At 69.1% G+C, this 21,446-nt stretch carries 25 protein-coding genes; 10 read left to right on the top strand and 15 right to left on the bottom strand.

The genetic code is table 11. The annotated features are described in order from the left end of the window. Positions 1 to 17 precede the first annotated feature (17 nt). Positions 18 to 1,697: a fumarate hydratase gene (locus ACFPZI_RS36785; protein WP_381371513.1), complete on the bottom strand. Its 1,680-nt coding sequence runs from the start codon at positions 1,695 to 1,697 to the stop codon at positions 18 to 20. 278 nt (positions 1,698 to 1,975) lie between these two features. Here ACFPZI_RS36785 and ACFPZI_RS36780 point away from each other — a divergent pair, with 278 nt between their 5' ends. Next, positions 1,976 to 2,671, top strand: a complete 696-nt coding sequence (locus ACFPZI_RS36780) for a DUF1707 SHOCT-like domain-containing protein (RefSeq protein WP_381371512.1) — start codon at positions 1,976 to 1,978, stop codon at positions 2,669 to 2,671. Between the two features lie 187 nt (positions 2,672 to 2,858). Beyond that, positions 2,859 to 3,236: a WhiB family transcriptional regulator gene (locus ACFPZI_RS36775; RefSeq protein ID WP_381371511.1), complete on the top strand. Its 378-nt coding sequence runs from the start codon at positions 2,859 to 2,861 to the stop codon at positions 3,234 to 3,236. Positions 3,237 to 3,545: 309 nt separating this feature from the next. Here the strand turns inward: ACFPZI_RS36775 and glpX are convergent, their stop codons facing one another. Further along, positions 3,546 to 4,580: a class II fructose-bisphosphatase gene (glpX, locus tag ACFPZI_RS36770; protein ID WP_381371510.1), complete on the bottom strand. Its 1,035-nt coding sequence runs from the start codon at positions 4,578 to 4,580 to the stop codon at positions 3,546 to 3,548. A gap of 125 nt (positions 4,581 to 4,705) precedes the next feature. Here glpX and ACFPZI_RS36765 point away from each other — a divergent pair, with 125 nt between their 5' ends. After that, the gene (locus ACFPZI_RS36765; protein WP_381371509.1) at positions 4,706 to 5,236 is read left to right on the top strand and encodes a DUF4245 domain-containing protein; all 531 of its coding nucleotides are present in this window, start codon (positions 4,706 to 4,708) and stop codon (positions 5,234 to 5,236) included. Positions 5,237 to 5,317: 81 nt separating this feature from the next. Here ACFPZI_RS36765 and ACFPZI_RS36760 read toward each other — a convergent pair whose 3' ends face one another. Continuing rightward, on the bottom strand, positions 5,318 to 5,908 hold the full coding sequence (locus ACFPZI_RS36760; RefSeq protein ID WP_381371508.1) for a malonic semialdehyde reductase: 591 nt from the start codon (positions 5,906 to 5,908) through the stop codon (positions 5,318 to 5,320). Between the two features lie 238 nt (positions 5,909 to 6,146). Here ACFPZI_RS36760 and ACFPZI_RS36755 point away from each other — a divergent pair, with 238 nt between their 5' ends. Further along, on the top strand, positions 6,147 to 6,359 hold the full coding sequence (locus tag ACFPZI_RS36755; protein ID WP_381371507.1) for a DUF4287 domain-containing protein: 213 nt from the start codon (positions 6,147 to 6,149) through the stop codon (positions 6,357 to 6,359). 97 nt (positions 6,360 to 6,456) lie between these two features. On the opposite strand, the gene ACFPZI_RS36750 is transcribed toward ACFPZI_RS36755, so the two are convergent. Continuing rightward, on the bottom strand, positions 6,457 to 6,738 hold the full coding sequence (locus ACFPZI_RS36750) for an exodeoxyribonuclease VII small subunit (RefSeq protein WP_381371506.1): 282 nt from the start codon (positions 6,736 to 6,738) through the stop codon (positions 6,457 to 6,459). Between the two features lie 9 nt (positions 6,739 to 6,747). Beyond that, positions 6,748 to 7,956, bottom strand: coding sequence for an exodeoxyribonuclease VII large subunit (gene xseA, locus ACFPZI_RS36745; protein ID WP_381371505.1), 1,209 nt, complete (start codon positions 7,954 to 7,956; stop codon positions 6,748 to 6,750). Between the two features lie 189 nt (positions 7,957 to 8,145). Between xseA and ACFPZI_RS36740 the strand changes: the two genes are divergently transcribed. Together ACFPZI_RS36740 and ppgK are read left to right on the top strand one after the other, a co-directional pair. Next, entirely contained in the window at positions 8,146 to 9,168 is a 1,023-nt protein-coding gene (locus ACFPZI_RS36740; protein WP_381371522.1) for a 4-hydroxy-3-methylbut-2-enyl diphosphate reductase, read from the top strand. 150 nt (positions 9,169 to 9,318) lie between these two features. Continuing rightward, complete coding sequence (ppgK, locus tag ACFPZI_RS36735) at positions 9,319 to 10,065, top strand: polyphosphate--glucose phosphotransferase (protein WP_381371504.1); 747 nt, start codon at positions 9,319 to 9,321, stop codon at positions 10,063 to 10,065. A gap of 52 nt (positions 10,066 to 10,117) precedes the next feature. On the opposite strand, the gene ACFPZI_RS36730 is transcribed toward ppgK, so the two are convergent. Continuing rightward, positions 10,118 to 10,477 carry a DUF6542 domain-containing protein gene (locus ACFPZI_RS36730; protein WP_381371503.1) on the bottom strand — a complete coding sequence of 120 codons (360 nt, stop codon included), beginning with the start codon at positions 10,475 to 10,477 and terminating at the stop codon, positions 10,118 to 10,120. A gap of 461 nt (positions 10,478 to 10,938) precedes the next feature. Here ACFPZI_RS36730 and ychF point away from each other — a divergent pair, with 461 nt between their 5' ends. Continuing rightward, the gene (gene ychF, locus ACFPZI_RS36725; RefSeq protein ID WP_381371502.1) at positions 10,939 to 12,027 is read left to right on the top strand and encodes a redox-regulated ATPase YchF; all 1,089 of its coding nucleotides are present in this window, start codon (positions 10,939 to 10,941) and stop codon (positions 12,025 to 12,027) included. A gap of 84 nt (positions 12,028 to 12,111) precedes the next feature. On the opposite strand, the gene ACFPZI_RS36720 is transcribed toward ychF, so the two are convergent. Both ACFPZI_RS36720 and ACFPZI_RS36715 read right to left on the bottom strand, forming a co-directional pair. Next, positions 12,112 to 12,375 (bottom strand): type II toxin-antitoxin system RelE family toxin, encoded by a 264-nt coding sequence (locus tag ACFPZI_RS36720; RefSeq protein WP_030207783.1) that lies wholly within the window; start codon positions 12,373 to 12,375, stop codon positions 12,112 to 12,114. Next, positions 12,368 to 12,637 carry a type II toxin-antitoxin system Phd/YefM family antitoxin gene (locus ACFPZI_RS36715; protein WP_381371501.1) on the bottom strand — a complete coding sequence of 90 codons (270 nt, stop codon included), beginning with the start codon at positions 12,635 to 12,637 and terminating at the stop codon, positions 12,368 to 12,370. The genes ACFPZI_RS36720 and ACFPZI_RS36715 overlap by 8 nt, the downstream gene beginning before the upstream one ends. A 111-nt stretch (positions 12,638 to 12,748) precedes the next feature. Between ACFPZI_RS36715 and ACFPZI_RS36710 the strand changes: the two genes are divergently transcribed. The 3 genes from ACFPZI_RS36710 to ACFPZI_RS36700 all read left to right on the top strand — a co-directional run bounded on the left by ACFPZI_RS36710 (position 12,749) and on the right by ACFPZI_RS36700 (position 15,774). Continuing rightward, positions 12,749 to 14,932, top strand: coding sequence for a DEAD/DEAH box helicase (locus tag ACFPZI_RS36710; RefSeq protein ID WP_381371500.1), 2,184 nt, complete (start codon positions 12,749 to 12,751; stop codon positions 14,930 to 14,932). A 306-nt stretch (positions 14,933 to 15,238) separates the two neighbouring features. Then, positions 15,239 to 15,523, top strand: a complete 285-nt coding sequence (locus tag ACFPZI_RS36705) for a type II toxin-antitoxin system Phd/YefM family antitoxin (RefSeq protein WP_381371499.1) — start codon at positions 15,239 to 15,241, stop codon at positions 15,521 to 15,523. Then, positions 15,520 to 15,774, top strand: a complete 255-nt coding sequence (locus tag ACFPZI_RS36700; RefSeq protein WP_381371498.1) for a Txe/YoeB family addiction module toxin — start codon at positions 15,520 to 15,522, stop codon at positions 15,772 to 15,774. Before ACFPZI_RS36705 ends, ACFPZI_RS36700 begins: the two co-directional genes overlap by 4 nt. Positions 15,775 to 16,247: 473 nt before the next feature. Here the strand turns inward: ACFPZI_RS36700 and ACFPZI_RS36695 are convergent, their stop codons facing one another. The 7 genes from ACFPZI_RS36695 to ACFPZI_RS36665 all read right to left on the bottom strand — a co-directional run bounded on the left by ACFPZI_RS36695 (position 16,248) and on the right by ACFPZI_RS36665 (position 21,067). Then, on the bottom strand, positions 16,248 to 16,832 hold the full coding sequence (locus ACFPZI_RS36695; protein ID WP_381371497.1) for a hypothetical protein: 585 nt from the start codon (positions 16,830 to 16,832) through the stop codon (positions 16,248 to 16,250). Between the two features lie 131 nt (positions 16,833 to 16,963). Further along, positions 16,964 to 17,596 carry a DUF6000 family protein gene (locus tag ACFPZI_RS36690; protein ID WP_381371496.1) on the bottom strand — a complete coding sequence of 211 codons (633 nt, stop codon included), beginning with the start codon at positions 17,594 to 17,596 and terminating at the stop codon, positions 16,964 to 16,966. Positions 17,597 to 17,599: 3 nt separating this feature from the next. Continuing rightward, complete coding sequence (locus tag ACFPZI_RS36685) at positions 17,600 to 18,331, bottom strand: HEAT repeat domain-containing protein (protein ID WP_381371495.1); 732 nt, start codon at positions 18,329 to 18,331, stop codon at positions 17,600 to 17,602. Further along, entirely contained in the window at positions 18,328 to 18,714 is a 387-nt protein-coding gene (locus ACFPZI_RS36680) for a CPCC family cysteine-rich protein (protein ID WP_360032878.1), read from the bottom strand. The genes ACFPZI_RS36685 and ACFPZI_RS36680 overlap by 4 nt, the downstream gene beginning before the upstream one ends. 404 nt (positions 18,715 to 19,118) lie before the next feature. Then, positions 19,119 to 20,288: a hypothetical protein gene (locus ACFPZI_RS36675; RefSeq protein ID WP_381371494.1), complete on the bottom strand. Its 1,170-nt coding sequence runs from the start codon at positions 20,286 to 20,288 to the stop codon at positions 19,119 to 19,121. 135 nt (positions 20,289 to 20,423) lie between these two features. Continuing rightward, entirely contained in the window at positions 20,424 to 20,816 is a 393-nt protein-coding gene (locus tag ACFPZI_RS36670) for a DNA-binding protein (RefSeq protein WP_381371493.1), read from the bottom strand. Then, a complete protein-coding gene (locus tag ACFPZI_RS36665; RefSeq protein ID WP_381371492.1) occupies positions 20,816 to 21,067 on the bottom strand; it encodes a hypothetical protein in 252 nt (83 codons plus the stop codon). The genes ACFPZI_RS36670 and ACFPZI_RS36665 overlap by 1 nt, the downstream gene beginning before the upstream one ends. Between the last annotated feature and the right edge of the window lie 379 nt (positions 21,068 to 21,446).

The raw sequence follows: 21,446 nt of genomic DNA, 5'->3' as shown, positions 1-21,446 counted from the left end.
CGCCGCCCCCGTGGGCACTACGCCGCCCCCGGCCCCCGCACCGGAATCGACGTGAACGTCGGCTGCTGCGGCGAAGGATCCTGGAAGAAGTCGTTGCCCTTGTCGTCGACGACGACGAACGCCGGGAAGTCCTCGACCTCGATCTTCCAGACCGCCTCCATGCCGAGCTCCTCGTACTCCAGGACCTCGACCTTCTTGATGCAGTCCTGGGCGAGCCGGGCGGCCGGCCCGCCGATCGAGCCGAGGTAGAAGCCGCCGTGCGCGTCGCACGCGTCGGTGACCTGCTTGCTGCGGTTGCCCTTGGCGAGCATCACCTTGGAACCGCCGGCCGCCTGGAACTGCTCGACGTAGGAGTCCATGCGGCCGGCCGTCGTCGGGCCGAAGGAGCCGGACGCGTAGCCCTCGGGGGTCTTGGCCGGACCGGCGTAGTACACCGGGTGGTCCTTGAGGTACTGCGGCATTCCCTCGCCCGCGTCCAGCCGCTCCTTGATCTTGGCGTGCGCGATGTCGCGGGCGACGACCAGCGGGCCGGTGAGGGAGAGGCGGGTCTTGACCGGGTACTTGGTGAGCTCCGCGAGGATGGCGTCCATCGGCTGGTTCAGGTCGATCTGGACGACATCCTCCTCGGTCTCGAGGTGCTCGTCCGTCGTCTCCGGGAGGAACCGCGCGGGGTCACGCTCCAGCTGCTCGAGGAAGACGCCCTCGGCGGTGATCTTCGCGACGGCCTGGCGGTCGGCGGAGCAGGAGACGGCGATCGCGACCGGGCAGGACGCGCCGTGCCGCGGCAGCCGGACCACGCGGACGTCGTGGCAGAAGTACTTGCCGCCGAACTGCGCGCCGATGCCGATCTTCTGGGTCAGCTCGAAGACCTTGTCCTCCAGCTCCTTGTCCCGGAAGCCGTGACCCAGCGGGGAGCCCTCGGACGGGATCTCGTCGAGGTAGTGCGCCGAGGCGTACTTCGCGGTCTTCAGCGCGTACTCGGCCGACGTGCCGCCGACGACGATCGCCAGGTGGTACGGCGGACAGGCGGCCGTGCCGAGCGAACGGATCTTCTCCTCAAGGAACTTCATCATGGAGGACTCGTTCAGGACGGCCTTGGTCTCCTGGTAGAGGAAGCTCTTGTTGGCGGAGCCGCCGCCCTTGGCCATGAACAGGAACTTGTAGGCGCCGCCGTCGGTCGCGTACAGCTCGATCTGGGCGGGGAGGTTGGAGCCGGTGTTCTTCTCCTCCCACATGGTCAGGGGCGCCATCTGGGAGTAGCGCAGGTTGAGGTTGTGGTACGCGTCGTAGATGCCCCGGGACAGGGCCTCCTCGTCGCCGCCCCCGGTGAGGACGTTCTGGCCGCGCTTGCCCATGACGATCGCGGTGCCGGTGTCCTGGCACATGGGGAGCACGCCGGCCGCCGCGATGTTGGCGTTCTTCAGCAGGTCCAGGGCGACGAACTTGTCGTTGGACGAGGCCTCGGGGTCGTCGATGATGCGGCGCAGCTGGGCGAGGTGGGCGGGGCGCAGATAGTGCTGGATGTCGCGGATGGCCTCTTCGGCGAGCTCGCGCAGCGCCTCCGGCTCCACCTTGAGGAAGGTCCGTCCATCGGCCTCGAAGGTGGAGACACCTTCGGAGGTCACCAGCCGGTAGGGGGTGGTGTCCTCTCCCATGGGGAGCAGATCGGCGTACTCGAACTCAGGCATCTCGCCCATTCCTCACTCGACAGGTGGCCGCCCGCCGACACCGGCGAGCGCCCACCAGCGTAGGACCTGCCGCCGGGGGTGAGCCTGTGAGGTTGTCCTCAGTGGCTGTCGGTCACCGCCTCATGGCTTCCCGTCCGGTCGGTCGGGCCGTCCGGTCGGGCCGTCCGGTTGGTCGGGTTGGTCGGGTTGGTCGGTCGGTCGGGTCGGGTGGGCGGGTTCCGAGTCGTTCACGAGTAGTTCGCGACGGGGGGTAGTCGCGATCTATCGCGTTTGGGTACGCTGCTGTCGTGGACCTTCAGAAGCATGCCCAGCCGCAGGACAGCGCACCGCGGGCCGCCGAGCTGCGCGTCTCGGACGCCGACCGCGACCGCGTCGCCGACCTTCTGCGCGAGGCCCTCGCCGAGGGCAGGCTGTCCCCCGAGGAGCACGCCGAGCGCGTCGAGGGCGTGCTGGCCGCCAAGACCGCCGGAGAGCTCGAGGTGTTCGTCCGGGATCTGCCGGGCGACCACCAGCGGCGTGCGGCCCCTGCCTCGGCGCCCAGCCGGCCCACCGCGGGCGCCATCCCGATGGACCCCGACGACAATGTGGTGGCGGTCTTCAGCGCCGCCACCCGCAAGGGGCGCTGGCGGGCCGGCCGCCGCATCCATGTGTACGCGATCTTCGGCAATGTCGAGATAGACCTCAGCGAGGCGATCTTCGAACATCAGCAGGTCATGATCAAGGCCTTCTCGGTCTTCGGCAACGTCGAGATCCGCGTCCCGGAGAACGTGTCGCTGCGCGGCATGGGCGGTGGTGTCCTCGGCAACTTCGAGGTGGCCTCGCTGGACTCCGAGGACCCCGAGGCCCCGGTGGTCTACGTGGACGGCTGGGCGGTGCTGAGCAATGTCGAGGCGCGGCCCAAGCGGGGCAAGCTGGTGGCGGACATCCTCGACCGGGTGCAGCGCTCGGTGGACAAGGGTTTGGGCAAGCGCCAGGACCGTTGACACTCGTGAGGCGGGGCGGGCGGAGGCGCTGAAACGGAGGCGCTCCGTCCGTGCGACGCGGAGGCGGCGTGGGCCGAATTCCGTTACTGGAAGCGGCGGTTCGGGACTCAGTGCATAGGCGCACGCACAGCGGGTAAGCCTTGCTGCATCGTCTCTCGCTCGCGAAGCCGTCGTCAGGAGTAGACCCGTGCCGCAACCGCCGCATTCGTCCCTGCAGGTAGCTGCCGTTCCGGCCCAGCGGGTGCCGACGCGCGACAGGGACCAGGACGCGCCCTGGCATACCGAGGCGGTGTGCCGACGCGACGAGGCAGGATTGTTCTTCGCCCCGTCGAAGGAGCCCACGGCCGCCAGGCTCTCCCGTGAGGAGGCCGCCAAGCGGGTCTGCGCCCGCTGTCCGGTGATGGTCGAGTGCAGGGAGCATGCCCTGCTCCAGCCCGAGCCCTACGGCGTCTGGGGCGGCCTGACCGCCGCCGAGCGCCGCGTGGTCCTGGCCCGCCGCCGCCGCCGGGACGTGGAACTCCAGAAGGCGGCCCGCACCGGCGACTCCATAGCGGCAGCGGGCTGACCAGCTCCCCGGAACCCGGCGCGGGGCACGTTTCCGTCCCGGGGCGGCTCACCGGGGGCGCGGGGAACCGCGCGACCTGTGCTGCACGAGGGGCGCGTTTCAGGCCCGGGATGGCTCATCGGGGGCGCGGGGAACTGCGCGACGCCCCCTGTGCAGGGGGCGCCCATTCCACACCGTGGGCCACAAGGGGCGCGGGGAACTGCGCGCCCGGCCACAGCGGGCGGACCCGCACCGTTCGACGAGACTCCCGGCGACCCACGGACCGCACACCCGTGAGCCGCCCGCACAGCCTCGACGAACCCGGCGGAGCTACTTGGCCCGGTCGAAGTCCACCGCACTGTACGCACGCAGCTTGCTCAGCCGGTGCTCGGAGTCGATCCGCCGCACCGTGCCCGACTTGGACCGCATCACGATGGAGTCGGTCGTGGCGGTCTCGGACCGGTACCGCACCCCGCGCAGCAGCTCGCCGTCGGTGATGCCGGTGGCCACGAAGAACACGTTGTCGCCGGTGACGAGGTCCGCGTCGGTCAGCACCCGGTCGAGGTCGTGCCCCGCGTCGATCGCGCGCTGCCGCTCCGCTTCGTCCTGCGGCCACAGCTTGCCCTGGAGGGTGCCGCCGAGGCACTTCACGGCACAGGCCGAGATGATGCCCTCGGGGGTGCCGCCGATGCCGAGCAGCAGGTCGATGCCGGTGCCCTCGCGCAGGGCGAGGATCGAGCCGGCCACGTCACCGTCGGAGATCAGCTTGATGCGTGCCCCGGTCTCCCGGATCTCCTTGATGATGCCCTCGTGCCGAGGCCGGTCGAGGATCACCACCGTGACGTCCTCGGGGGTGACCCGCTTGGCCTTGGCGACCCGGCGGATGTTCACGGCCACCGGCGCGTCGATGTCGACGAAGTCGGCGGCCTCGGGCCCGGTGACCAGCTTGTCCATGTAGAACACGGCCGAGGGGTCGAACATCGAGCCGCGTTCGGCGGCGGCCAGTACGGCGATCGCGTTGGTCATGCCCTTGGCGGTCAGCGTGGTGCCGTCGATGGGGTCGACGGCGATATCGCACTCGGGCCCGGTCCCGTCGCCCACGCGCTCCCCGTTGAAGAGCATCGGGGCCTCGTCCTTCTCGCCCTCGCCGATGACGACGACGCCGTTCATCGAGACGGTGGAGACGAGGGTGCGCATGGCGCGTACCGCGGCACCGTCGGCGCCGTTCTTGTCGCCGCGTCCGACCCAGCGCCCGGCGGCCATCGCGGCGGCCTCGGTGACCCGGACGAGTTCCAGGGCGAGGTTGCGGTCGGGAGCTTCGGAGGGCACATCGAGTTCGGACGGCAATTGATGGTGTTCGGTCATCGGAGCGCACCTTTCTGTACGACGACGGCCGGATGAGGGTGTTGCGCCCGACTCTAGCGCCGGGCCGACAGAATGAGCAGGGGACCCCACGGATGAGCGGGTCGGGCACCTGCGACGATAGGGGCGTGGCAGGAACGAACAGCACGCAGAAGTCGGCTCGGGACATGATTCTTTCCCTGAGCCTCATCTTGCTCGCCGCGGGAGTGATCTGGCTGTTCATCCCGCACGACGACGGCGAGCCCGACCTCCAGCGGGTCGACTACCGCGTCGAGCTGCTCACCGCGCGCCGCGCCGCCGTCTACCCGGTGGCCGCGCCCGAGGGTCTGTCCGAGGCATGGAAGCCCACCTCCGTTCGTTTCCAGGGCGAGGAGTTCGATGCCTGGCACCTCGGCTACCGAGCCCCCGACGGGGAGTACGTGGCGGTCGAGCAGTCGGCTCAGAAGCCGGTGGTCTTCATCGAGCACGAGACCCAGGGCGCGGAGAAGACCGGGAAGACACAGCAGATCGCCGGCAAGACCTGGACCCGGTACGAGGGCGATCAGTACGACGCGCTGGTGCTCGAGGACGAGGGCTCGACCACGGTGGTGACGGGCACGGCGTCCTTCGCCCGGCTGACGGAGATGGCCGAGGCTCTGCGTACCGCATCCGCCGACTGACCGGTTCGCGACGACCGGCATACGGCAGGACCCCCCGACACGACGTGTCGGGGGGTCCTGCCGTATGCCGCGAGGCAACGATCAGACGGTGGTGACGGCCTGGTCGTACTCCAGGCGCGGGCTGCGCGGGAACCAGGCGTCCTGGCCGGGGTGGCCGATGTTGACGACCATCAGCGGGGTGTGGTCGTCGTCGAGGAACTCCTTGCGGATGCCCTCGAGGTCACAGCCGGTCATCGGGCCGGCGGCCAGGCCCGCGGCGCGCACGCCGATGATGAAGTACGCGGCCTGGAGGGCGGCGTTCAGGGAAGCCTGGCCCTCGCGCATCGAGCGGTCGCCGGCGAACATGTCCTTGGCCTGCGGGAAGTGCGGGAAGAGCTGCGGCAGCTCCTCGTGGAACTCGTTGTCCGCGGAGAGGACCGCGACCAGCGGGGCGGCGGCCGTCTTGGCCTGGTTGCCCTCCGCCATGTGCTGGACGAGACGCTCGCGGGCCTCGGGGGAGCGGACCAGGGTGACGCGCAGCGGCGAATTGTTCATGGAGGTCGGGCCGTACTTGACCAGGTCGTAGATGGCCTGCACCTGCTCGTCGGTCACCGGCTCGTCGGTGAAGGTGTTGGCGGTGCGCGCCTCGCGGAAGAGCAGGTCCTGGGCGGCGGAGTCAAGAACGAGAGACATGCGTGAACTTTCTGGGGGAGCGTCGGCTCCGCACGATCGGCGCGAAGCCCTTGACGGGGAAAACATTACGACAGGAAAGTTCAAAGTTCAACCAAAAGCGGAATGCGGTGACCTGCTTCACGGTTCCGCTCTCCGAGTGACGTGGATCACGCCGATTCCGCGATCACTTCATCACGCACCCGCAGTCCTGCAAGCAGTACGCCACCACTCGCACAGACACAGATGGGACCACCCCGACATGACCGACACCGTCAAGGGCCCTGCCAGCTACTTTCCGTCGATCGAGAAGAAGTACGGCCGTCCGATCGCGGAGTGGAAGAAGCTGATTCGCTCCTCGCCGCTCGTCAAGCACATGGAGCTGGTCGCCTGGCTCAAGACCGAGCACGGCCTGGGCCACGGTCATGCGAACGCCCTCGTCGCCCACACGCTGGCCGAGGACAACGCCAAGTAGCCCCGGCCGGCTGGGCCGGGCCGGGATCGCCCCGGCGGACCGGATGCGGGCGGACCGGATCCGGTCCGCCCGCATCCGGTCCGCCGGGGCGCGCGGGCTACAGCTCCCCGTCCCGGTCCTTTGCCCCTCCCGCTCCAGCAGTCTCCTCCGAGAGTGCCGCGTCGAGCCGGGCCCGTGCCCCGTCCAGCCGGCTCCGGCACACCTTGGCCAGCTCCTCGCCCCGCTCCCACAGCGCGAGCGACTCCTCCAGCGTCGTACCGCCCGTCTCCAGACGGCGTACGACCTCGATCAGCTCGTCCCGCGCCTGCTCGTATCCGAGAGCCTCGGCCGCGGCCTCCGCCTGCCCCGTCTGCTCCGCCTGCTCCGTCTTGCCGGTCATCCGCCCACCCTACGTATCGACTCGGACACTGAACTCACCCTCGGACACCCGTGCCCGCAACGCCTCACCGGCCTCCACCTCACCCGGATCACGCACGGCGTGCCCGTCGGCCCGCTGCAGCACGGCGTACCCGCGCTTCAGCGTCGCGGCGGGGGACAGGGCCACCACGCGCGCGTGCGTGTGCGTCAGCTCGGAGTCGGTCCGGTCCAGCTGGTGCCGCAGAGAGCGCCGGGCCCGGTCGAGCAGCGCGGTGACCTCCTCGGCCCGCCCGTCGATCATCCGGTGCGGTTTCTCCATCGAGGGCCGGGCCAGTGCCTGCGCCAGCCCCCGCTCCTCCCGGTCGACGAACGCCTGGACGCAGCGCCGCGCACGGTCGCGCAGCAGCCGCACCCGTTCGTACTCCTCGCCCACGTCCGGGACGACCTTTTTGGCGGCGTCCGTCGGAGTGGAGGCCCGTACGTCGGCGACATGGTCCAGGAGCGGGTTGTCCGGCTCGTGTCCGATCGCGGAGACGACCGGTGTACGGCAGTCCGCCACCGTCCGCACCAGCTGCTCGTCGGAGAAGGGCAGCAGGTCCTCCACGCTGCCCCCACCCCGCGCCACGACGATCACGTCCACCTCGTCGACCGCGTCCAGCTCCTTCACGGCCTGGACGACCTGCGGCACCGCGTGCACGCCCTGCACGGCGACATTGCGCACCTCGAAGCGGACGGCGGGCCAGCGGCGGTGGGCGTTCTCCAGCACGTCCCGCTCGGCGGCCGAGGCACGTCCGCAGACCAGCCCGATCAGCCGCGGCAGGAACGGCAGCGGCTTCTTCCGCTCGGGGGCGAAAAGGCCCTCCCGCGCGAGGGACTTCTTCAGCTGCTCAAGCCTCGCGAGCAGCTCCCCGACCCCGACCGGCCTGATCTCCGCGGCCCGCAGTGACAGCTGCCCGCGCGGGGCGTACCACTCGGGCTTGCAGTGCACCACGACCCGCGCGCCCTCGCTGACGACGTCGGCGACGGCGTCGAACACCTGCCGGTAGCAGGTCACGCCGACGGAGATGTCGTACGAGGCGTCCCGCAGCGTCATGAACACCACCCCGGCGCCCGGCCGCCGCGACAGCTGGGTGATCTGCCCCTCGACCCACACCGCGCCGAGCCGGTCGATCCAGCCCCCGATGAGCCGGGACACCTCACCGACCGGGATGGGCGCTTCCGCAGACGTGTTGACAGCCATGCCGCGAGACTAGTCCGAGCCACCGACATCGCAGGCCACCCCCGCGCGGCCCCCATGCCCGTGCACCGCTCGCCCATGCGCCCGGTGCGCCCGTACGCCCTGCTCGCCGCCCCCGTGCACCCGGAACCCGGACCGGTCCGGGGTCTCCCCGCGGACGCGATCACGGGGCTGTCGGACGTGGCCCTTACGATGGGACGCATGACCGCTTCGCCTGGCCGCCGTGTCCTGCTCGCCGCCCCCCGGGGCTACTGCGCGGGCGTGGACCGCGCCGTGATCGCCGTCGAGAAGGCCCTGGAGCAGTACGGGGCCCCCGTCTACGTCCGGCACGAGATCGTGCACAACAAGTACGTCGTGCAGACCCTGGAGAAGAAGGGCGCCGTCTTCGTCGAACGGACGGAGGAGGTGCCGCCGGGCAACATCGTCATGTTCTCCGCGCACGGCGTGGCCCCCGTCGTCCACGAGGAGGCCGCGCGCGGCCGGCTCGCCACCATCGACGCGACCTGCCCGCTGGTCACCAAGGTGCACAAGGAAGCGGTCCGGTTCGCGGACGAGGACTACGACATCCTCCTGATCGGGCACGAGGGCCACGAAGAGGTCATCGGCACCTCCGGCGAGGCCCCCGACCACATCCAGCTCGTCGACGGCCCCGAGGACGTCGCCAAGGTCGAGGTCCGTGACCCGTCGAAGGTGGTCTGGCTCTCCCAGACCACCCTCTCGGTGGACGAGACCATGGAGACCGTCGACGCCCTCAAGGACAAGTTCCCCCAGCTGATCTCCCCGCCCAGCGACGACATCTGCTACGCCACGCAGAACCGCCAGCTGGCGGTCAAGCAGATGGGCGCCGAGGCGGACCTGGTCATCGTGGTCGGCTCGCGGAACTCCTCCAACTCCGTGCGGCTCGTCGAGGTCGCCAAGCTCGCGGGCGCCCGCGACGCCCACCTGGTGGACTTCGCCGACGAGATCGACGAGTCCTGGCTGGAGGGCGTCTCCACGGTCGGCGTCACCTCGGGCGCCTCGGTGCCGGAGATCCTGGTCGAGCAGGTCCTGGAATGGCTCGCGCAGCGCGGCTTCGAGGACGTCGAGATCGTCAAGGCCGCCGAGGAGTCCATCATCTTCTCGCTGCCGAAGGAACTGCGCCGCGACCTGCGTGAGGAGGCGGCGACACTGGTGGCGAAGCGCGGTGGCACCGGGCCGGGCGGGGCCTCGGCGTAGTGCGGCCGGCGTAATGCGGTCGGTGCAGTGCGCTGACGGGTGAGGATCCGGGAGGATGTGACGGCGTCATGTCCCCAATCCTCACCCTGTGTCCGATGGGTGACGGCGTCCGGTTCGGTGACCGTTCATGGTCCGGCTTAACGTGGTTCCATGCAGATTTTCGGTGTGGACATCGGCGGGTCCGGGATCAAGGGTGCCCCGGTAGACCTGGACAAGGGGGACCTGGCGCAGGAGCGCTACAAGGTCCTCACCCCGCACCCGTCCACGCCGGACGCGGTGGCCGACGGGGTCAAGGAGGTCGTCGACCACTTCGGCTGGACCGGCCCGGTCGGGGTCACCTTCCCGGGTGTGGTCACCGACGGCACCACGATCCGTTCGGCGGCCAACGTCGACAAGAGCTGGGTCGACACCGACGCGCGTGCCCTGCTCGGTGACCGCCTCGGCGGTCTGCCCGTGACCGTGGTCAACGACGCGGACGCGGCGGGCGTCGCCGAGGTGCACTTCGGCGCCGGCCGGGGCCGCCGGGGCACGGTCATCCTGCTGACGTTGGGTACGGGCATCGGCAGCGCCGTGTTCGTGGACGGTGTCCTGGTCCCCAACACGGAGCTCGGCCACCTGGAGCTGCACGGCCACGAGGCGGAGAAGCGGGCCTCCAGCAAGGCCAGGGAGGACCACGAGCTGACGTGGGAGCACTGGGCGCGCCGGGTGCAGAAGTACCTGGCCCACGTGGAGATGCTGTTCTCGCCGGAGCTGTTCGTGATCGGCGGCGGTGTCAGCCGCAAGTCCGAGCGGTTCCTGCCCCACATCCAGGGCATCAAGGCCGAGGTCGTCCCGGCGCAGCTGCAGAACAACGCGGGCATCGTGGGAGCGGCGATGCGGGCGGCCACGGGCAGGTAGGCGCCGGGACGCCCGGGGGTCCTTTTCCGGAAGGGCCCGGCGCGTCCGGGGGTCAGGCCTGGGCCCGGCTCCGGGCGGCGGCGGTCCGCCGGTTGATCGTACGGATCATGCGCATCCGCCGGCCGAGCACGATCGCACAGGTGATCAGGGTCCCCCCGTACAGCCAGCCGGCCTGGGTGGCGAGTCCCGTCGCCATGCCCATGAGCCGGCCGCCGGTCCCGCCGTCGCCTTCGTCGGCGACCGGGAGCAGGCCCAGGGCGAAGGCGATCGGGACGACCACGGGCGCGGTGAGCAGGTCCCCCTCGCGCACCCACAGCGAGGTCAGCACGCACACCGGCAGGAACAGTACGCCGTACACGGTCTGGGACATCCCGAACAGCAGCGCGACGAGGAACCCGAGCGTCAGCATCATGAGCCCGCAGAAGAGGCCTCCGCCGAGCCCGGTGAGCCGGGGATTCGGCAGCCGCCGGCCCGCAGTGGAGGGGGTGGGCCGGCGGGCCGGCGCGGGCCTGCGCTGTGCCGGGCGGGCGGGCCGGGCGAAGCGCGCGACACCGCCCCCGGGGGCCCGCCCCGCCTGCGGAGGCAGCGGAGGCAGCGGAGGCCGGGGCGGCCGGGGCGGCCCGGGAGGCCCGGGAGGCCGGGCCGGTTGGTCACGTCGCGGTCCGTACTGAGCAGGTCGCGTGCTGTGTTGCTCCACTGAACCAACTTAGGTCTGTTTATGTGCTGAATGGACTGCCAGACACGCCGGAGAGCGAGGGCTGTCCATGCGTTCGATTTGCTGAGGGGGTGGGCGGCGGGTACGCCGTAGACTGGTGGATCGGCCCACGCAGCCCAGTCGGCCAGTCCTCAACCTCACGTACGGGAAGTCGCAACGTGTCGCTCACGATCGGAATCGTCGGTCTGCCGAATGTCGGCAAGTCGACCCTGTTCAACGCCCTGACCAAGAACGACGTGCTGGCGGCCAACTACCCGTTCGCCACCATCGAGCCGAACATCGGCGTGGTCGGCGTCCCCGACGCCCGTCTGACGAAGCTCGCGGAGATCTTCGGCTCCCAGCGGATCCTCCCGGCCACGGTCGACTTCGTCGACATCGCGGGCATCGTTCGCGGCGCCAGCGAGGGCGAGGGCCTCGGCAACAAGTTCCTGGCGAACATCCGAGAGTCCGACGCGATCTGCCAGGTCATCCGCGCCTTCCAGGACGAGAACGTCGTCCACGTCGACGGCAAGGTCTCGCCGAAGGGCGACATCGAGACGATCAACACCGAGCTGATCCTCGCCGACCTGCAGACCATCGAGAAGGTCCTGCCGCGCCTGCAGAAGGAGTCGCGGATCAAGAAGGACATCGCGCCCAAGGTCAAGGCGGTCGAGGAGGCCAAGGAGATCCTGGAGAAGGGCGACACGCTCTTCGCGCACGGCATCGTCCAGGGCAGCGAGCGTGCCGAGCCCCTGCACGACCTGCACCTGCTCACCACCAAGCCGTTCCTCTACGTCTTCAACGTCGACGAGGACGAGCTGACCGACGAGGACTTCAAGAACGAGCAGCGCGCCCTGGTCGCCCCCGCCGAGGCGATCTTCCTCAACGCCAAGCTGGAGGCGGACCTCGCCGAGCTGGACGAGGAGGACGCCATGGAGCTCCTGGAGTCGGTCGGCGCCGAGGAGCCCGGCCTCGCCACCCTCGCCCGCGTCGGCTTCAACATCCTCGGCCTGCAGACGTACCTGACCGCAGGCCCGAAGGAGTCCCGCGCCTGGACCATCAAGCGCGGCGCCACCGCCCCCGAGGCCGCCGGAGTCATCCACACCGACTTCCAGAAGGGCTTCATCAAGGCCGAGGTCATCTCCTTCGCCGACCTCGTCGAAACCGGCTCGGTCGCCGAGGCCCGCGCCAAGGGCAAGGCCCGCATGGAGGGCAAGGACTACGTCATGCGCGACGGAGATGTGGTGGAGTTCCGCTTCAACGTCTGATGGGACGTGGACAAACGGCCTGACCTGCGAGAAAGCAGGTCAGGCCGTTGTGCTGTCCGCAGTAGGCCGCAGAACCTGGAGCAGCTACGTGTCGTAGACCGTGGAGCGGTGTCCGACGTGTACGACCCACACCACCAGCTCCCCGTTGTCGATCGTGTAGACGACACGGTAGTCGCCGACCCGTAGGCGGCGGCGCTCAGGCTGGGATACGAGTGCGGTGGTGTTGAAGCCGAAGGGGTCGCTCTCCAGCTCCGTCAGTTTGGCCAGGATGCGAAGCGCCATGTCACGCGGGATCTTGCGCAGCTCGGCCTGGGCCTCGGGCCGGAACACCGTGCGGTAGTCACTCACTGCGTGTCAGCGTCTCCCTCATCACGTCCTCGATCGGGACGCCGGCGGCCGGGCTCGCCATGCGCTCGTCGATGATGCGGTTGATCTCGCGCTCTTCCCACTCCTGGTACTTGCGCAGCACCTCGATCGAGACCACGGCGGCGACCTGCTTGCCGCGACGGGTGATGACAGTGGGCACGTCGTCGCGGTCGGCCCGTTCGACGACTTCGGCCAAGTGAGCGCGTACGTCGCGGATGGACTCTATGGGCAGCGGCTGAGTCATGCTTCAAGGGTACCGAGTGTGCCATGTGTACACAATGTCTGAGGGCCTCGGTCGGTGCCGGGGGCCAGCGGTGGCAGTATGCGGGGACATGGCGAGAGGGGCCGGGGCGGGATGGGGCGCAGTGAGCGGGAGGCGGTTGCCGCGGGAGGGCGGCTGTACGAGGCGGCGCAGGCGGTGGCCGGTGACCACGGGCGGGCTGTCGAGGCGGTTCGGGCGGCGCTGAAGCCGATCTGCGATACGGCGGCGGAACAGGCGCTGGACGCCATCCCAGTGGCCCGGTTGAAGGAGGTCACCGAGGGTCGGCTGAAGCTCGGGGAAGTCGAGAGGAGCGGGCTACGGTCGGTCCGGCAGGTACTCGATGCCGGTTCCTACCGGTTGCGACAGATTCCTGGCGTGGGGCAGCGGACCGCCGATCAGGTCATCGCGGCGGCACGTCAGATATCTGATGCCGTTCGGGAGACCATCGCCGTCCACATCGACGTGGATCGGCCGGAGCCGCGAACCACCTCACTCGTCATGGCCCTGCATGTGCTGGTGGAAGCGGGCCCCGATGCGCGGCGAGCCGTCGACACGGCCGTGGCTCTCTCGGAGCGGCTCGGTCCGCTGCTGGCCGAGGCCAAGCCGGCCGCCGGGCGGCTGCGGATGCTGCTGGTGGGGCAGGTCAAACGAGCTCGGGCGCTGGAGGCCGTTGCAGAGGTCCGCAGGCTGACCGAGGAAGCAGTGCAGGGCGGTGTGCCGGAGCTGCTTGCACAGGCCTCGGTGGATCTGCTGCGCGGTACCTCGACCGAGGTTGCGGCCTGGGTCGACTTCGAGCTGCGTTCCGCCGAGTACTACAGCCTGCTCGCGGAGATCTCCGGCCGCAGACCCGACACTGCCGCTGCCGAGGGGTTCCTGCCCGACGAAGTTGCCGAGCGGGTCCGCGACCAGATGCTTGATGACACTCACCGGCGGGTGTCGCTGCGCGGCTATCAAGCCTTCGGGGCGCGCTTCGCCCTGGCGCAACGCAAGGTGATTCTTGGTGACGAGATGGGGCTCGGCAAGACCATCCAGGCCATCGCTGCTCTGGCTCATCTCGCTGCCGAGGGGCAGAGCCACTTCATGGTCGTATGCCCGGCCAGCGTCCTGATCAACTGGACACGCGAGATCGAGACTCGCAGCAAGCTGCGCGTGATGCCTCTTCACGGCCCCGACAGGCAGGAAGCGTTCGCCGACTGGAAGGGCCGGGGCGGCGTAGGGGTGACTACCTTCGACGCCTTGCGTGGTTTCCCGGCCCCCGGAGGCGGCGAGCTGGGGATGCTGGTCGTGGACGAGGCGCACTACGTGAAGAATCCGAAGACGCGTCGCTCCCAGGCCGTGACCGAATGGTCCGGGCACTGCGAACGCGTTCTCTTCATGACCGGCACGCCCATGGAGAACCGAGTCGCCGAGTTTCGCAGCCTTGTGCAGATTCTCCAGCCGCACCTGGCAGGGGCTGTCGGTGACCGTGACGGAGTGGCCGGTTCCAAGGCCTTCCGGAAGGCCGTCGCCCCGGTCTATCTGCGCCGCAACCAACAGGATGTTCTGACCGAACTGCCCGCGCTCCAGCAGACGGACGAGTGGGAGGAGCTGAGCGCGTCGGACGAGGACGCCTACCGCGAAGCCGTGCGCGCCGGCAACTTCATGGCGATGCGCAGAGCGGCGTACGCGCGCCCCGAGAAGTCGGCCAAGCTGAACCGGCTGCGCGAGATCGTCGAGGACGCCGCCGAGAATGGATTGAAGGTGGTGGTGTTCTCCAACTTCAGGGATGTCCTTGGAGCGGTGAAGGACACGCTGGATGGCGCGCGGAGCAATGGTGGCGGTCAGGTGTTTGGTCCGATCTCGGGAAACGTGCCGCCCGCGCGCCGTCAGCAGTTGGTGGACGAGTTTGCCGCCGTGCCGGGTCATGCGGTGCTGGTGGCGCAGATCGAGGCGGCGGGGGTGGGGCTCAACATGCAGGCCGCGTCCGTCGTGATCATCTGTGAGCCTCAGATCAAACCGACCATCGAACACCAGGCGGTGGCGCGGGCCCACCGCATGGGGCAGGTGCGGTCGGTCCGGGTGCACCGGCTGCTCACCACCCGCGGGGTGGACGAGCGGATGGTGGAGATGCTGAAGAACAAGACCCGCCTGTTCGACGCGTACGCACGCCGCAGCGCGGTCGCCGAGTCGACGCCGGACGCGGTCGACGTTTCGGACACGGCGATGGCCCGCCAGATCGTCGAGGAGGAGCAGGCGCGGCTGGGAGCGGTCCGCGAAGAGTCCGCAGGACACCCGTAAGCGACCGTCGGGACCCCACGCAAGCCAACGGGGAAATGCCTGTTCAGGGCGTTGCGTGCGGCTCCGTCGCAGGTCAGGGTCGGGGCTCAGGCATTCCGCTTCAACGTGTGATCGATACGTCGCTGTAAGTCAAGGGTTTCGTCAAGCCCGCAGGCGGCAAGGGGTCGGTCTCTTTGGGGCCGGCCCCTTGTTGTTGCCCGTGCCGGGGTGGTGCTGGGATGTCTGCTCCTTCGCCGGGCGTCTGCTCTGGCCATGAGCAGTGAGAGTGGTACGTTATTCGGTACCGCTACCGGAAAGGGTGAGGTCATGTCCATAACTGCGAGCGAAGCCCGCAAGGCTCTCTTTCCGCTGATCAAGAAGGTCAACGACAACCACGAGGCCATCGAGATCGTTTCCAAGCACGGCAATGCCGTGCTCGTCTCGGCCGAGGACTATGCGGCATTGCGTGAGGGCTCGTACCTGCTGCGCTCGCCGGCGAACGCTCGCCGGTTGCTCAAGGCGTACGAGAACGCCCTGGCCAACGTCAACGTGTCAGAGCGAGAGCTGATCGACCCCGACTCGCCGGATGCGGCCAGTGAGGGTGCTGAGTGAGGCTTGTCTTCGAGGATCAGGGCTGGGAGGACTACGCGTCCTGGCTCAAGAGCGACCGCAAGATGCTCGCTCGGATCAACAAGCTCATTGAGGACGTCAAGCGTGACCCCTTCGCGGGGATCGGGAAGCCCGAGCCGCTCAAGTACCACTTGCCAGGCGCTTGGTCGCGGCGGATCGACGACGAGCACCGCCTGGTCTACCTGGTCACGGACAAGGAGATCGTGATCCTCGCGGCCCGCTATCACTACTGAATTCTCGGTTGTTGTCGGCGGTCACTGAGCCAGTCCCCCTCAGTCGGGACGGAACAGGTGGCGTTGGTGCGAGCGCGGCTGGTCGGCACCGGCACGCGTCAAGGGCCGGGTGACCCCTGCTGCTGTCCCTGGTCGGTGCACCCCTCGGAGAGCACGACCGGGCGTCGGCCAAGGCTCTGTTCACCCGGACGGGTATCCCGGTCTGCCTCTTGGGGTGCTCCGCCGGCCATCCCGTACAGGTGGTGAAACTGGCACGTACCGCCTGCCGGGCCAAGGGCTGGAGTGCAAGCAAGCCTTCCCCCGCACCACGACACCCCCGGTCCAGTGGACGGAGACCGAACGCAGGCAACTCGCAAGCAGTCGGCTGTTCGTCGCCGTGCCCCAGGCCCGCGGCCTCCTGCGGCTCGGGAGTGTGAGCCCGAGAGGGGCACACGGGGTGTCGATCCGCCGGGAGATCTCCTCGGCACGGACCTTCACAGGTCATCGCCCGGTACTGACGTCAAGCGCTGGCTTCGCTGTACAGGGCCGCTCGGAAACAGAAGCTCGTAAGGCAGGTAAGCGTCGTCCGGCACGCGCGGCACGTAGTCCGGGGCCGTGCGTGCAGCCACAGCCAGCAGGCGAGCGGCAGCCTCCTCCTCGGAGATGGAGGCAAGCCCGAGGGAGTGCAGAAGGCGGTCGCGCTCGGCGTCGAAGTCCGGGTGGTCGGCCCGAAGGTCCGATCCGAGCTCGCTGATCGCGAAGCCCTTCGCCAAGTCGCGCCAGAAGGGCAGCACCACGATGAGTGTGATGGCATCGACGAGGTCGGCGCCGATCAATGTGGCCTGGCCCTCGGAGTCGGCGTACAGGACAGGGCGGTCCTCGGCCCCGCGTTCCCCGCAGAGGAAGTACGTGCCTCCGGCACCGCAGCCGGCTATCGGATGCAGCGGCCTTCCCGTCGGCAGGACAAGGTCCTCGAGAGGGTCTCGGCGGTCGATGTCGAAGTCGCCTGGCCAGGCGAGCGCGGCAGCCAGTGGCGGGTCTTGCTCGATGCGGCGGAGCAGAGCGTCTGATGCGGTCATGGGCGGAAGGTAACAGCGCCCTCGGACGCGAGGTCCACTCTGGCGAACCTGTGAAGGGGAAGACAGTTAGGGGGGACAACAGGCACCGGCAAAGCAACAATCCTCGGCGCGTCTCGCAGCGCTCCTCGACGTCATGGACGCGTCCACCCGTCGGCGAAGTCGCACTGAAGATCGGTCCAGCGACGCTGTGCGTCGGGGGTGTAGCCGGGCTGGTCGCTGAGGTGGACCAGTGCCTGGACCCACCGGTCCCAGAGACCGTCCGGCTGGGTGAAGCGGTCGACGTGGTGGGTGCCGAGGCGGGCGTCGAGGTGGAGGAGGGCGCCGAGGGCTGCGGGTTGGTCGTAGCGGAGGTCGGTGCGGGGGAGGTAGTGGTCGAGGTAGGCGGTGAGGATCTCGGCGTCGGCGTGGGTGCCGAGGCGGGCCAGGGCGAAACAGTAGGCGCTGCCGGAGTAGCAGACCTCGCTGGCGAGGAGGAGGTCGCCGAGGCGCTCGCGGAAGCTCGCCCGCCGGCCGACACCGATCAGCCAGGCGGCGGTGAGGCGCGAGCGCCATTCGTAGGCGAGGAGGGCTTCCAGCTCGGCGTCGGTGATCGTGGCGGCGTCCTCGATCACGTGGCGGGCGAAGCGTTTGGCGTGCGGCCACCCCGGCCGCAGGACGCGCGCGCTGTTCAGTTCGAGGTAGCGCGGGTGGTCCGAGTCCTTCCTCGTCACGTAGCGCTCGATCACGTAGCCGTAGCCGATCTCCTCGGGGTGCTGGAACGGCATCGGTCACCTCTCCGGGTATAGGTCGGTACGGTCGATCCAGGTGGGGACGACGAAGATGTTGTCGCCGGCGGGGGCTTCGGAGGCTTCCAGTAGGGACCAGGTGCGGGACTCTTCGACCAGGTGCTCCCAGGGCGCGTTCCAGTCGAGTTCCCAGTCCAGGGCGGTGCCGGAGATGCCGTACGTGCGGCTGGCGTCCACCCGCCAGAACTGGGAGTAGAGGATCACCTGGGCGTGGTCGGCCAGGTCGTTGATGATCTCGGCGAAGTGGGCCGAGGGCCAGCCAGGAGCATCGTCCGCAGCGCTGGCTCGTAGGCGCGCGGTGAGCGGCGGGACGACTGGGGTGCGGGCGCCGAGTTCCGTCAAAGCCCAGCGGATGCCGCTGGGCTCGGTCCAGTCGGGCGGGGTCGCGCGTTGCAGGCATGCGTGGTGGGCGCGGCGCAGGGGCTCGATGGAGTCGTCGATCTCCAGGTTCGCCAGGGCCATGGCTGCCCATTCGCGTACGGTCGGGTCGTCGCTGTCCAGCAGTCTGATGAGGGCAGGGCCGCAGTGGGGATCGCCCACTTCCTCAAAGACCTCGATGGCGGTCAGCTGCCCGAAGCCGCCGAGGGAGGGGAGCCCGTCGACGATGGCGGGGATGGCGTCGGAGCCGATCCAGATCAGCTCCGCGCGGGCGTCGTAGGACTCGCCGGCTTCTCCGTCGAGCTGCTGGACGAGTCTCTTGATGTGGGCGGTCATGACACCGGCTGGTCGCGGCGCCAGAAGGTGGGCAGCCACCAGCAGAGGACGGAGGGGTCCGACGGCCACGGGGCCCAGTCCTCCGTTCCCCAGACCTCGAAGGAATCCCGCGCGAGGTCGATCGGGCGCCAGGCCGGATCGAGCGGTTCGTCCGCTGCCGGGGGTCGGACGAACCGTCGGCCGTGCTGGTCGCAGGCACCGAAGTCCTGGTAATTGTGCTGGGCCTCGATGAGGGAGACCTTGTTCGCCCCGCCATCCATGGTGGGCCACCGGAACTGGATGGCGTCGTCCTCCCAGAAGCAGACGGGGCAGATGGCGTACGAGCCGGGCATCTCGTCCAGGACGAGATGCCCGCAGCAAGGACAGGGGTAGTGGCGGCTCACCTGCGTAGTCTCATTGACCTGCTGTCCCCGGTGCCATGTATTTCCAGGCCAGTGGCGGTCCGCCAGTCCGCAGAGAGTCCGCAAGACGTTCGTAGACAGCCGTCGGAACCCAACGCAGTCAACGGTGAAAGCCCTGTTCAGAGGCTTGGGCGGGGCTCCGCCGCAAGTCAGGGTGGGGGCTCAGGCGTTCCGCTTCAATGTGTGAGCGGGTGAAGTAACACCACGTTGCCATGCTGGCAAACATGCAGGTCAGATGGGGTCGACTCCTTTGAGAGGCGGCCCCTTCGCATTTCCCGTGTTGGGATGGTGCTGGATTTTGACATGCTGTCAGCAGTGGTCGGGTTCGGCCCTCGCACCCCCGGTGTCGCACGACGAGGCACTGACCCGGTCGGGTGGGGGCGGCCCTACTCCGCAGACAGTTCGAGCATCGGCTGGAAGGCGGAGTCCTCCTCATCGGGAACGTGCGGGAGGAATCCGTCGGGGACGGTGCGGGCGGCGGTGGTGAGTAGGCGGTCCAGGACTTCCCGGTCGGTGGCCGGAGGGAGCCGAAGTGCGGCGAGTAGGCGGTCGCGGACGGTGGAGTGGTCCGGGTGGTCGTCGAGGTAGTCGGAGTTGAGGGCAGGAGGACGGAAGCCGGCCAGGGCGTCGTGCCAGGACGGGAGGACGATGGCGAGGGTCAGGGCCTCGGCGAGGGACTCGGCGACGAGGGAGGCTCGACCCTCGGAGTCGGTGTAGAGGACAGGGCGGGGGCCGTCGGGGACGGTCGGGCCGCAGAGGTAGTGGGCGCCGCCCGCGTTGCAGCCGGCGACGGGCACCACAGGGAGGCCGTTGGGCAGGGCGATCGACTCGATCGGGTCGGTGCGGGCAAGGTCGAACTCGCCGTCGCAGGCCAGGTAGGAGGCGACCTCGGGTTGCGCGGCGATCCTGTGGAGCAGTGCGTTGTCCGAGAGGACGGCCGGGTTGAGGGCCCCGGCGACCGCAGGGGTGAGGGGGTGTCCGGCGAGGACGTGACGGATGGCGTCGAGGGGGACGGGGCGCTCGTAGTAGTCCTCGAAGTGGGCCTGGACGGCCTCGGGGGAGCGGTCGGTGAGAAGACGGAAGAGGAAGCCGGAGCCGTCCGCGTCCTCGCTACCGGAGGGGAAGGTGATGGTCGAGCCGGTGCGCCAGATGGTGTCGCCGGTCTCCCGCCACAGGCAGGCGGTGACCCGAGGGGCGTTGACGCCCTCATCGTGGAAGGCGGGTTCGTCCAGGAGTGGGCGCAACGGGGCGGGCACTTCGTCGATGACGCCGGGCCAGACCTGCTCGTCGTCCGTCCCGTACGGGCTCATCTCCGACTCGTGGTCGAAGCCGCGTATGAGCACGCCGGCCGGTGTGAAGAGGACGGAGAAGTCGTCCCCCGAGCCGTTCTCCATCAAGGCTGCCTCTTCGCCAGGGCCCCAGGCGGCGTCGAAGCTGTAGCAGCAGAATCGCGGATCGTCGCCGATCGTGGCGTCCAGGACGGCCAACGCGCGCAGATGGACGCGGAGTTCGGTGGGGTCGGGGAGGAGGGTGGCGGTGTCGTGCACAGTGCTCATGACGCCATGGAAGCAGCCGCCACTGACATCCGGTCGGCCGGTCCGGGCATTGGTGTCGCTACCTCGGTCGGAGTCCTTGTCCGCGAAGGGCTGTGGCTGACGGCCGACCTGGTTGGCGTGGCTGTGGTCGGCGCTTCAGACCTTGACGACCTCTACGGATGGGCCGCACAGGAGCGTCAGGTCCTCGGGGTCGGAAGTGAGGACGGTGACCGGCGGGGGCGCGTTGCGGGCGATGACGGCGAAGGCGGCGTCGATGGCGTACTTATGGCCGTGGAGATGATGGGTGCGAAGGAGGGCGGCGGCCTCGTCGGTGACCTCCTTGGTGACGTCGTGAACGTCGATGCGGGAGAGGACCCACTTGATGCGGGCCGGGTGGATCCGCTCGTAATCGGCCTCAAGGGTGGTCATGGCGCTGGTTGCCACGCGGATGCCCTCCTCCGATGCCGCCTGGACCAGAGCCACGACGGTGCGGTCCTTGCGGTAGAGCTTGGAGAGTCCTTCGCTGTCGAGCAGCAGGGTGCCAGGCATCAGGCGGCGGCACCGCCGACCTGCCGGTGGTCATGGCGCAGCAGCGCGCGGGCGGCCTCGACCTCCTTGCGGGTGAGCTCGTCGTTGTCGGTCTCGAAGTCGGCGACGATCTCCCGAAGCTTGTCCATGGCGACCCGTTGTTCGAGGGCTTCGGCGACGTAGGCGGAGAAGCCGCCGGGCCCGACATGGGAGCGTACGGCCTCGGCAAGGTCCTCGGGCAGGCTGATGGAGTACTTTCTGCTACCGCTCATGGTGTCGATCCTACCGGCGGTCGTAACTCTGCGGGTGTGAAGAGTCAGGGCAGCGTGGGGGAGGCTGCCCGGTCCGCAGGCAGTCCGCAGGACGGTCGTAAACGCTCATCGGCGGCCAACGCAACCAAACGGCGAAAGCGCCGGTCAGAGTCCTGGGCTGGGCTCCGCCGCAGGTCAGGATCGGGCTCGATGCATTCCGCTTCAACGTGTGATCGATACGTCGCTGTAAGTCAAGGGTTTCGTCAAGCCCGCAGGCGGCAAGGGGTCGGTCTCTTTGGGGCCGGCCCCTTGTTGTTGCCCGTGCCGGGGTGGTGTGGGGATGTCTGCTCCTTCGCCGGGCGTCTGCTCTGGCCATGAGCAGTGAGAGTGGTACGTTATT

Origin of the sequence: Streptomyces chlorus (genome assembly GCF_042655885.1) — a bacterium.
Taxonomy (GTDB): domain Bacteria; phylum Actinomycetota; class Actinomycetes; order Streptomycetales; family Streptomycetaceae; genus Streptomyces; species Streptomyces chlorus.
Note: the sequence above shows the minus strand (reverse complement) of the source record. Positions and strands in the feature narration are given on the sequence as shown.

Excerpts from the sequence above, each read along its gene's own strand:
- ACFPZI_RS36785 (WP_381371513.1), bottom strand. The coding sequence starts at position 1,697 with ATGGGCGAGATGCCTGAGTTCGAGTACGCCGATCTGCTCCCCATGGGA.
- glpX (WP_381371510.1), bottom strand. The coding sequence starts at position 4,580 with ATGACCGAACACCATCAATTGCCGTCCGAACTCGATGTGCCCTCCGAA.
- ACFPZI_RS36760 (WP_381371508.1), bottom strand. The coding sequence starts at position 5,908 with ATGTCTCTCGTTCTTGACTCCGCCGCCCAGGACCTGCTCTTCCGCGAG.
- ACFPZI_RS36755 (WP_381371507.1), top strand. The coding sequence starts at position 6,147 with ATGACCGACACCGTCAAGGGCCCTGCCAGCTACTTTCCGTCGATCGAG.
- ACFPZI_RS36750 (WP_381371506.1), bottom strand. The coding sequence starts at position 6,738 with ATGACCGGCAAGACGGAGCAGGCGGAGCAGACGGGGCAGGCGGAGGCC.
- xseA (WP_381371505.1), bottom strand. The coding sequence starts at position 7,956 with ATGGCTGTCAACACGTCTGCGGAAGCGCCCATCCCGGTCGGTGAGGTG.
- ACFPZI_RS36740 (WP_381371522.1), top strand. The coding sequence starts at position 8,146 with ATGGGACGCATGACCGCTTCGCCTGGCCGCCGTGTCCTGCTCGCCGCC.
- ppgK (WP_381371504.1), top strand. The coding sequence starts at position 9,319 with ATGCAGATTTTCGGTGTGGACATCGGCGGGTCCGGGATCAAGGGTGCC.
- ACFPZI_RS36730 (WP_381371503.1), bottom strand. The coding sequence starts at position 10,477 with ATGATGCTGACGCTCGGGTTCCTCGTCGCGCTGCTGTTCGGGATGTCC.
- ACFPZI_RS36715 (WP_381371501.1), bottom strand. The coding sequence starts at position 12,637 with ATGACTCAGCCGCTGCCCATAGAGTCCATCCGCGACGTACGCGCTCAC.
- ACFPZI_RS36710 (WP_381371500.1), top strand. The coding sequence starts at position 12,749 with ATGGGGCGCAGTGAGCGGGAGGCGGTTGCCGCGGGAGGGCGGCTGTAC.
- ACFPZI_RS36705 (WP_381371499.1), top strand. The coding sequence starts at position 15,239 with ATGTCCATAACTGCGAGCGAAGCCCGCAAGGCTCTCTTTCCGCTGATC.
- ACFPZI_RS36695 (WP_381371497.1), bottom strand. The coding sequence starts at position 16,832 with ATGACCGCATCAGACGCTCTGCTCCGCCGCATCGAGCAAGACCCGCCA.
- ACFPZI_RS36690 (WP_381371496.1), bottom strand. The coding sequence starts at position 17,596 with ATGCCGTTCCAGCACCCCGAGGAGATCGGCTACGGCTACGTGATCGAG.
- ACFPZI_RS36685 (WP_381371495.1), bottom strand. The coding sequence starts at position 18,331 with ATGACCGCCCACATCAAGAGACTCGTCCAGCAGCTCGACGGAGAAGCC.
- ACFPZI_RS36675 (WP_381371494.1), bottom strand. The coding sequence starts at position 20,288 with ATGAGCACTGTGCACGACACCGCCACCCTCCTCCCCGACCCCACCGAA.
- ACFPZI_RS36670 (WP_381371493.1), bottom strand. The coding sequence starts at position 20,816 with ATGCCTGGCACCCTGCTGCTCGACAGCGAAGGACTCTCCAAGCTCTAC.
- ACFPZI_RS36665 (WP_381371492.1), bottom strand. The coding sequence starts at position 21,067 with ATGAGCGGTAGCAGAAAGTACTCCATCAGCCTGCCCGAGGACCTTGCC.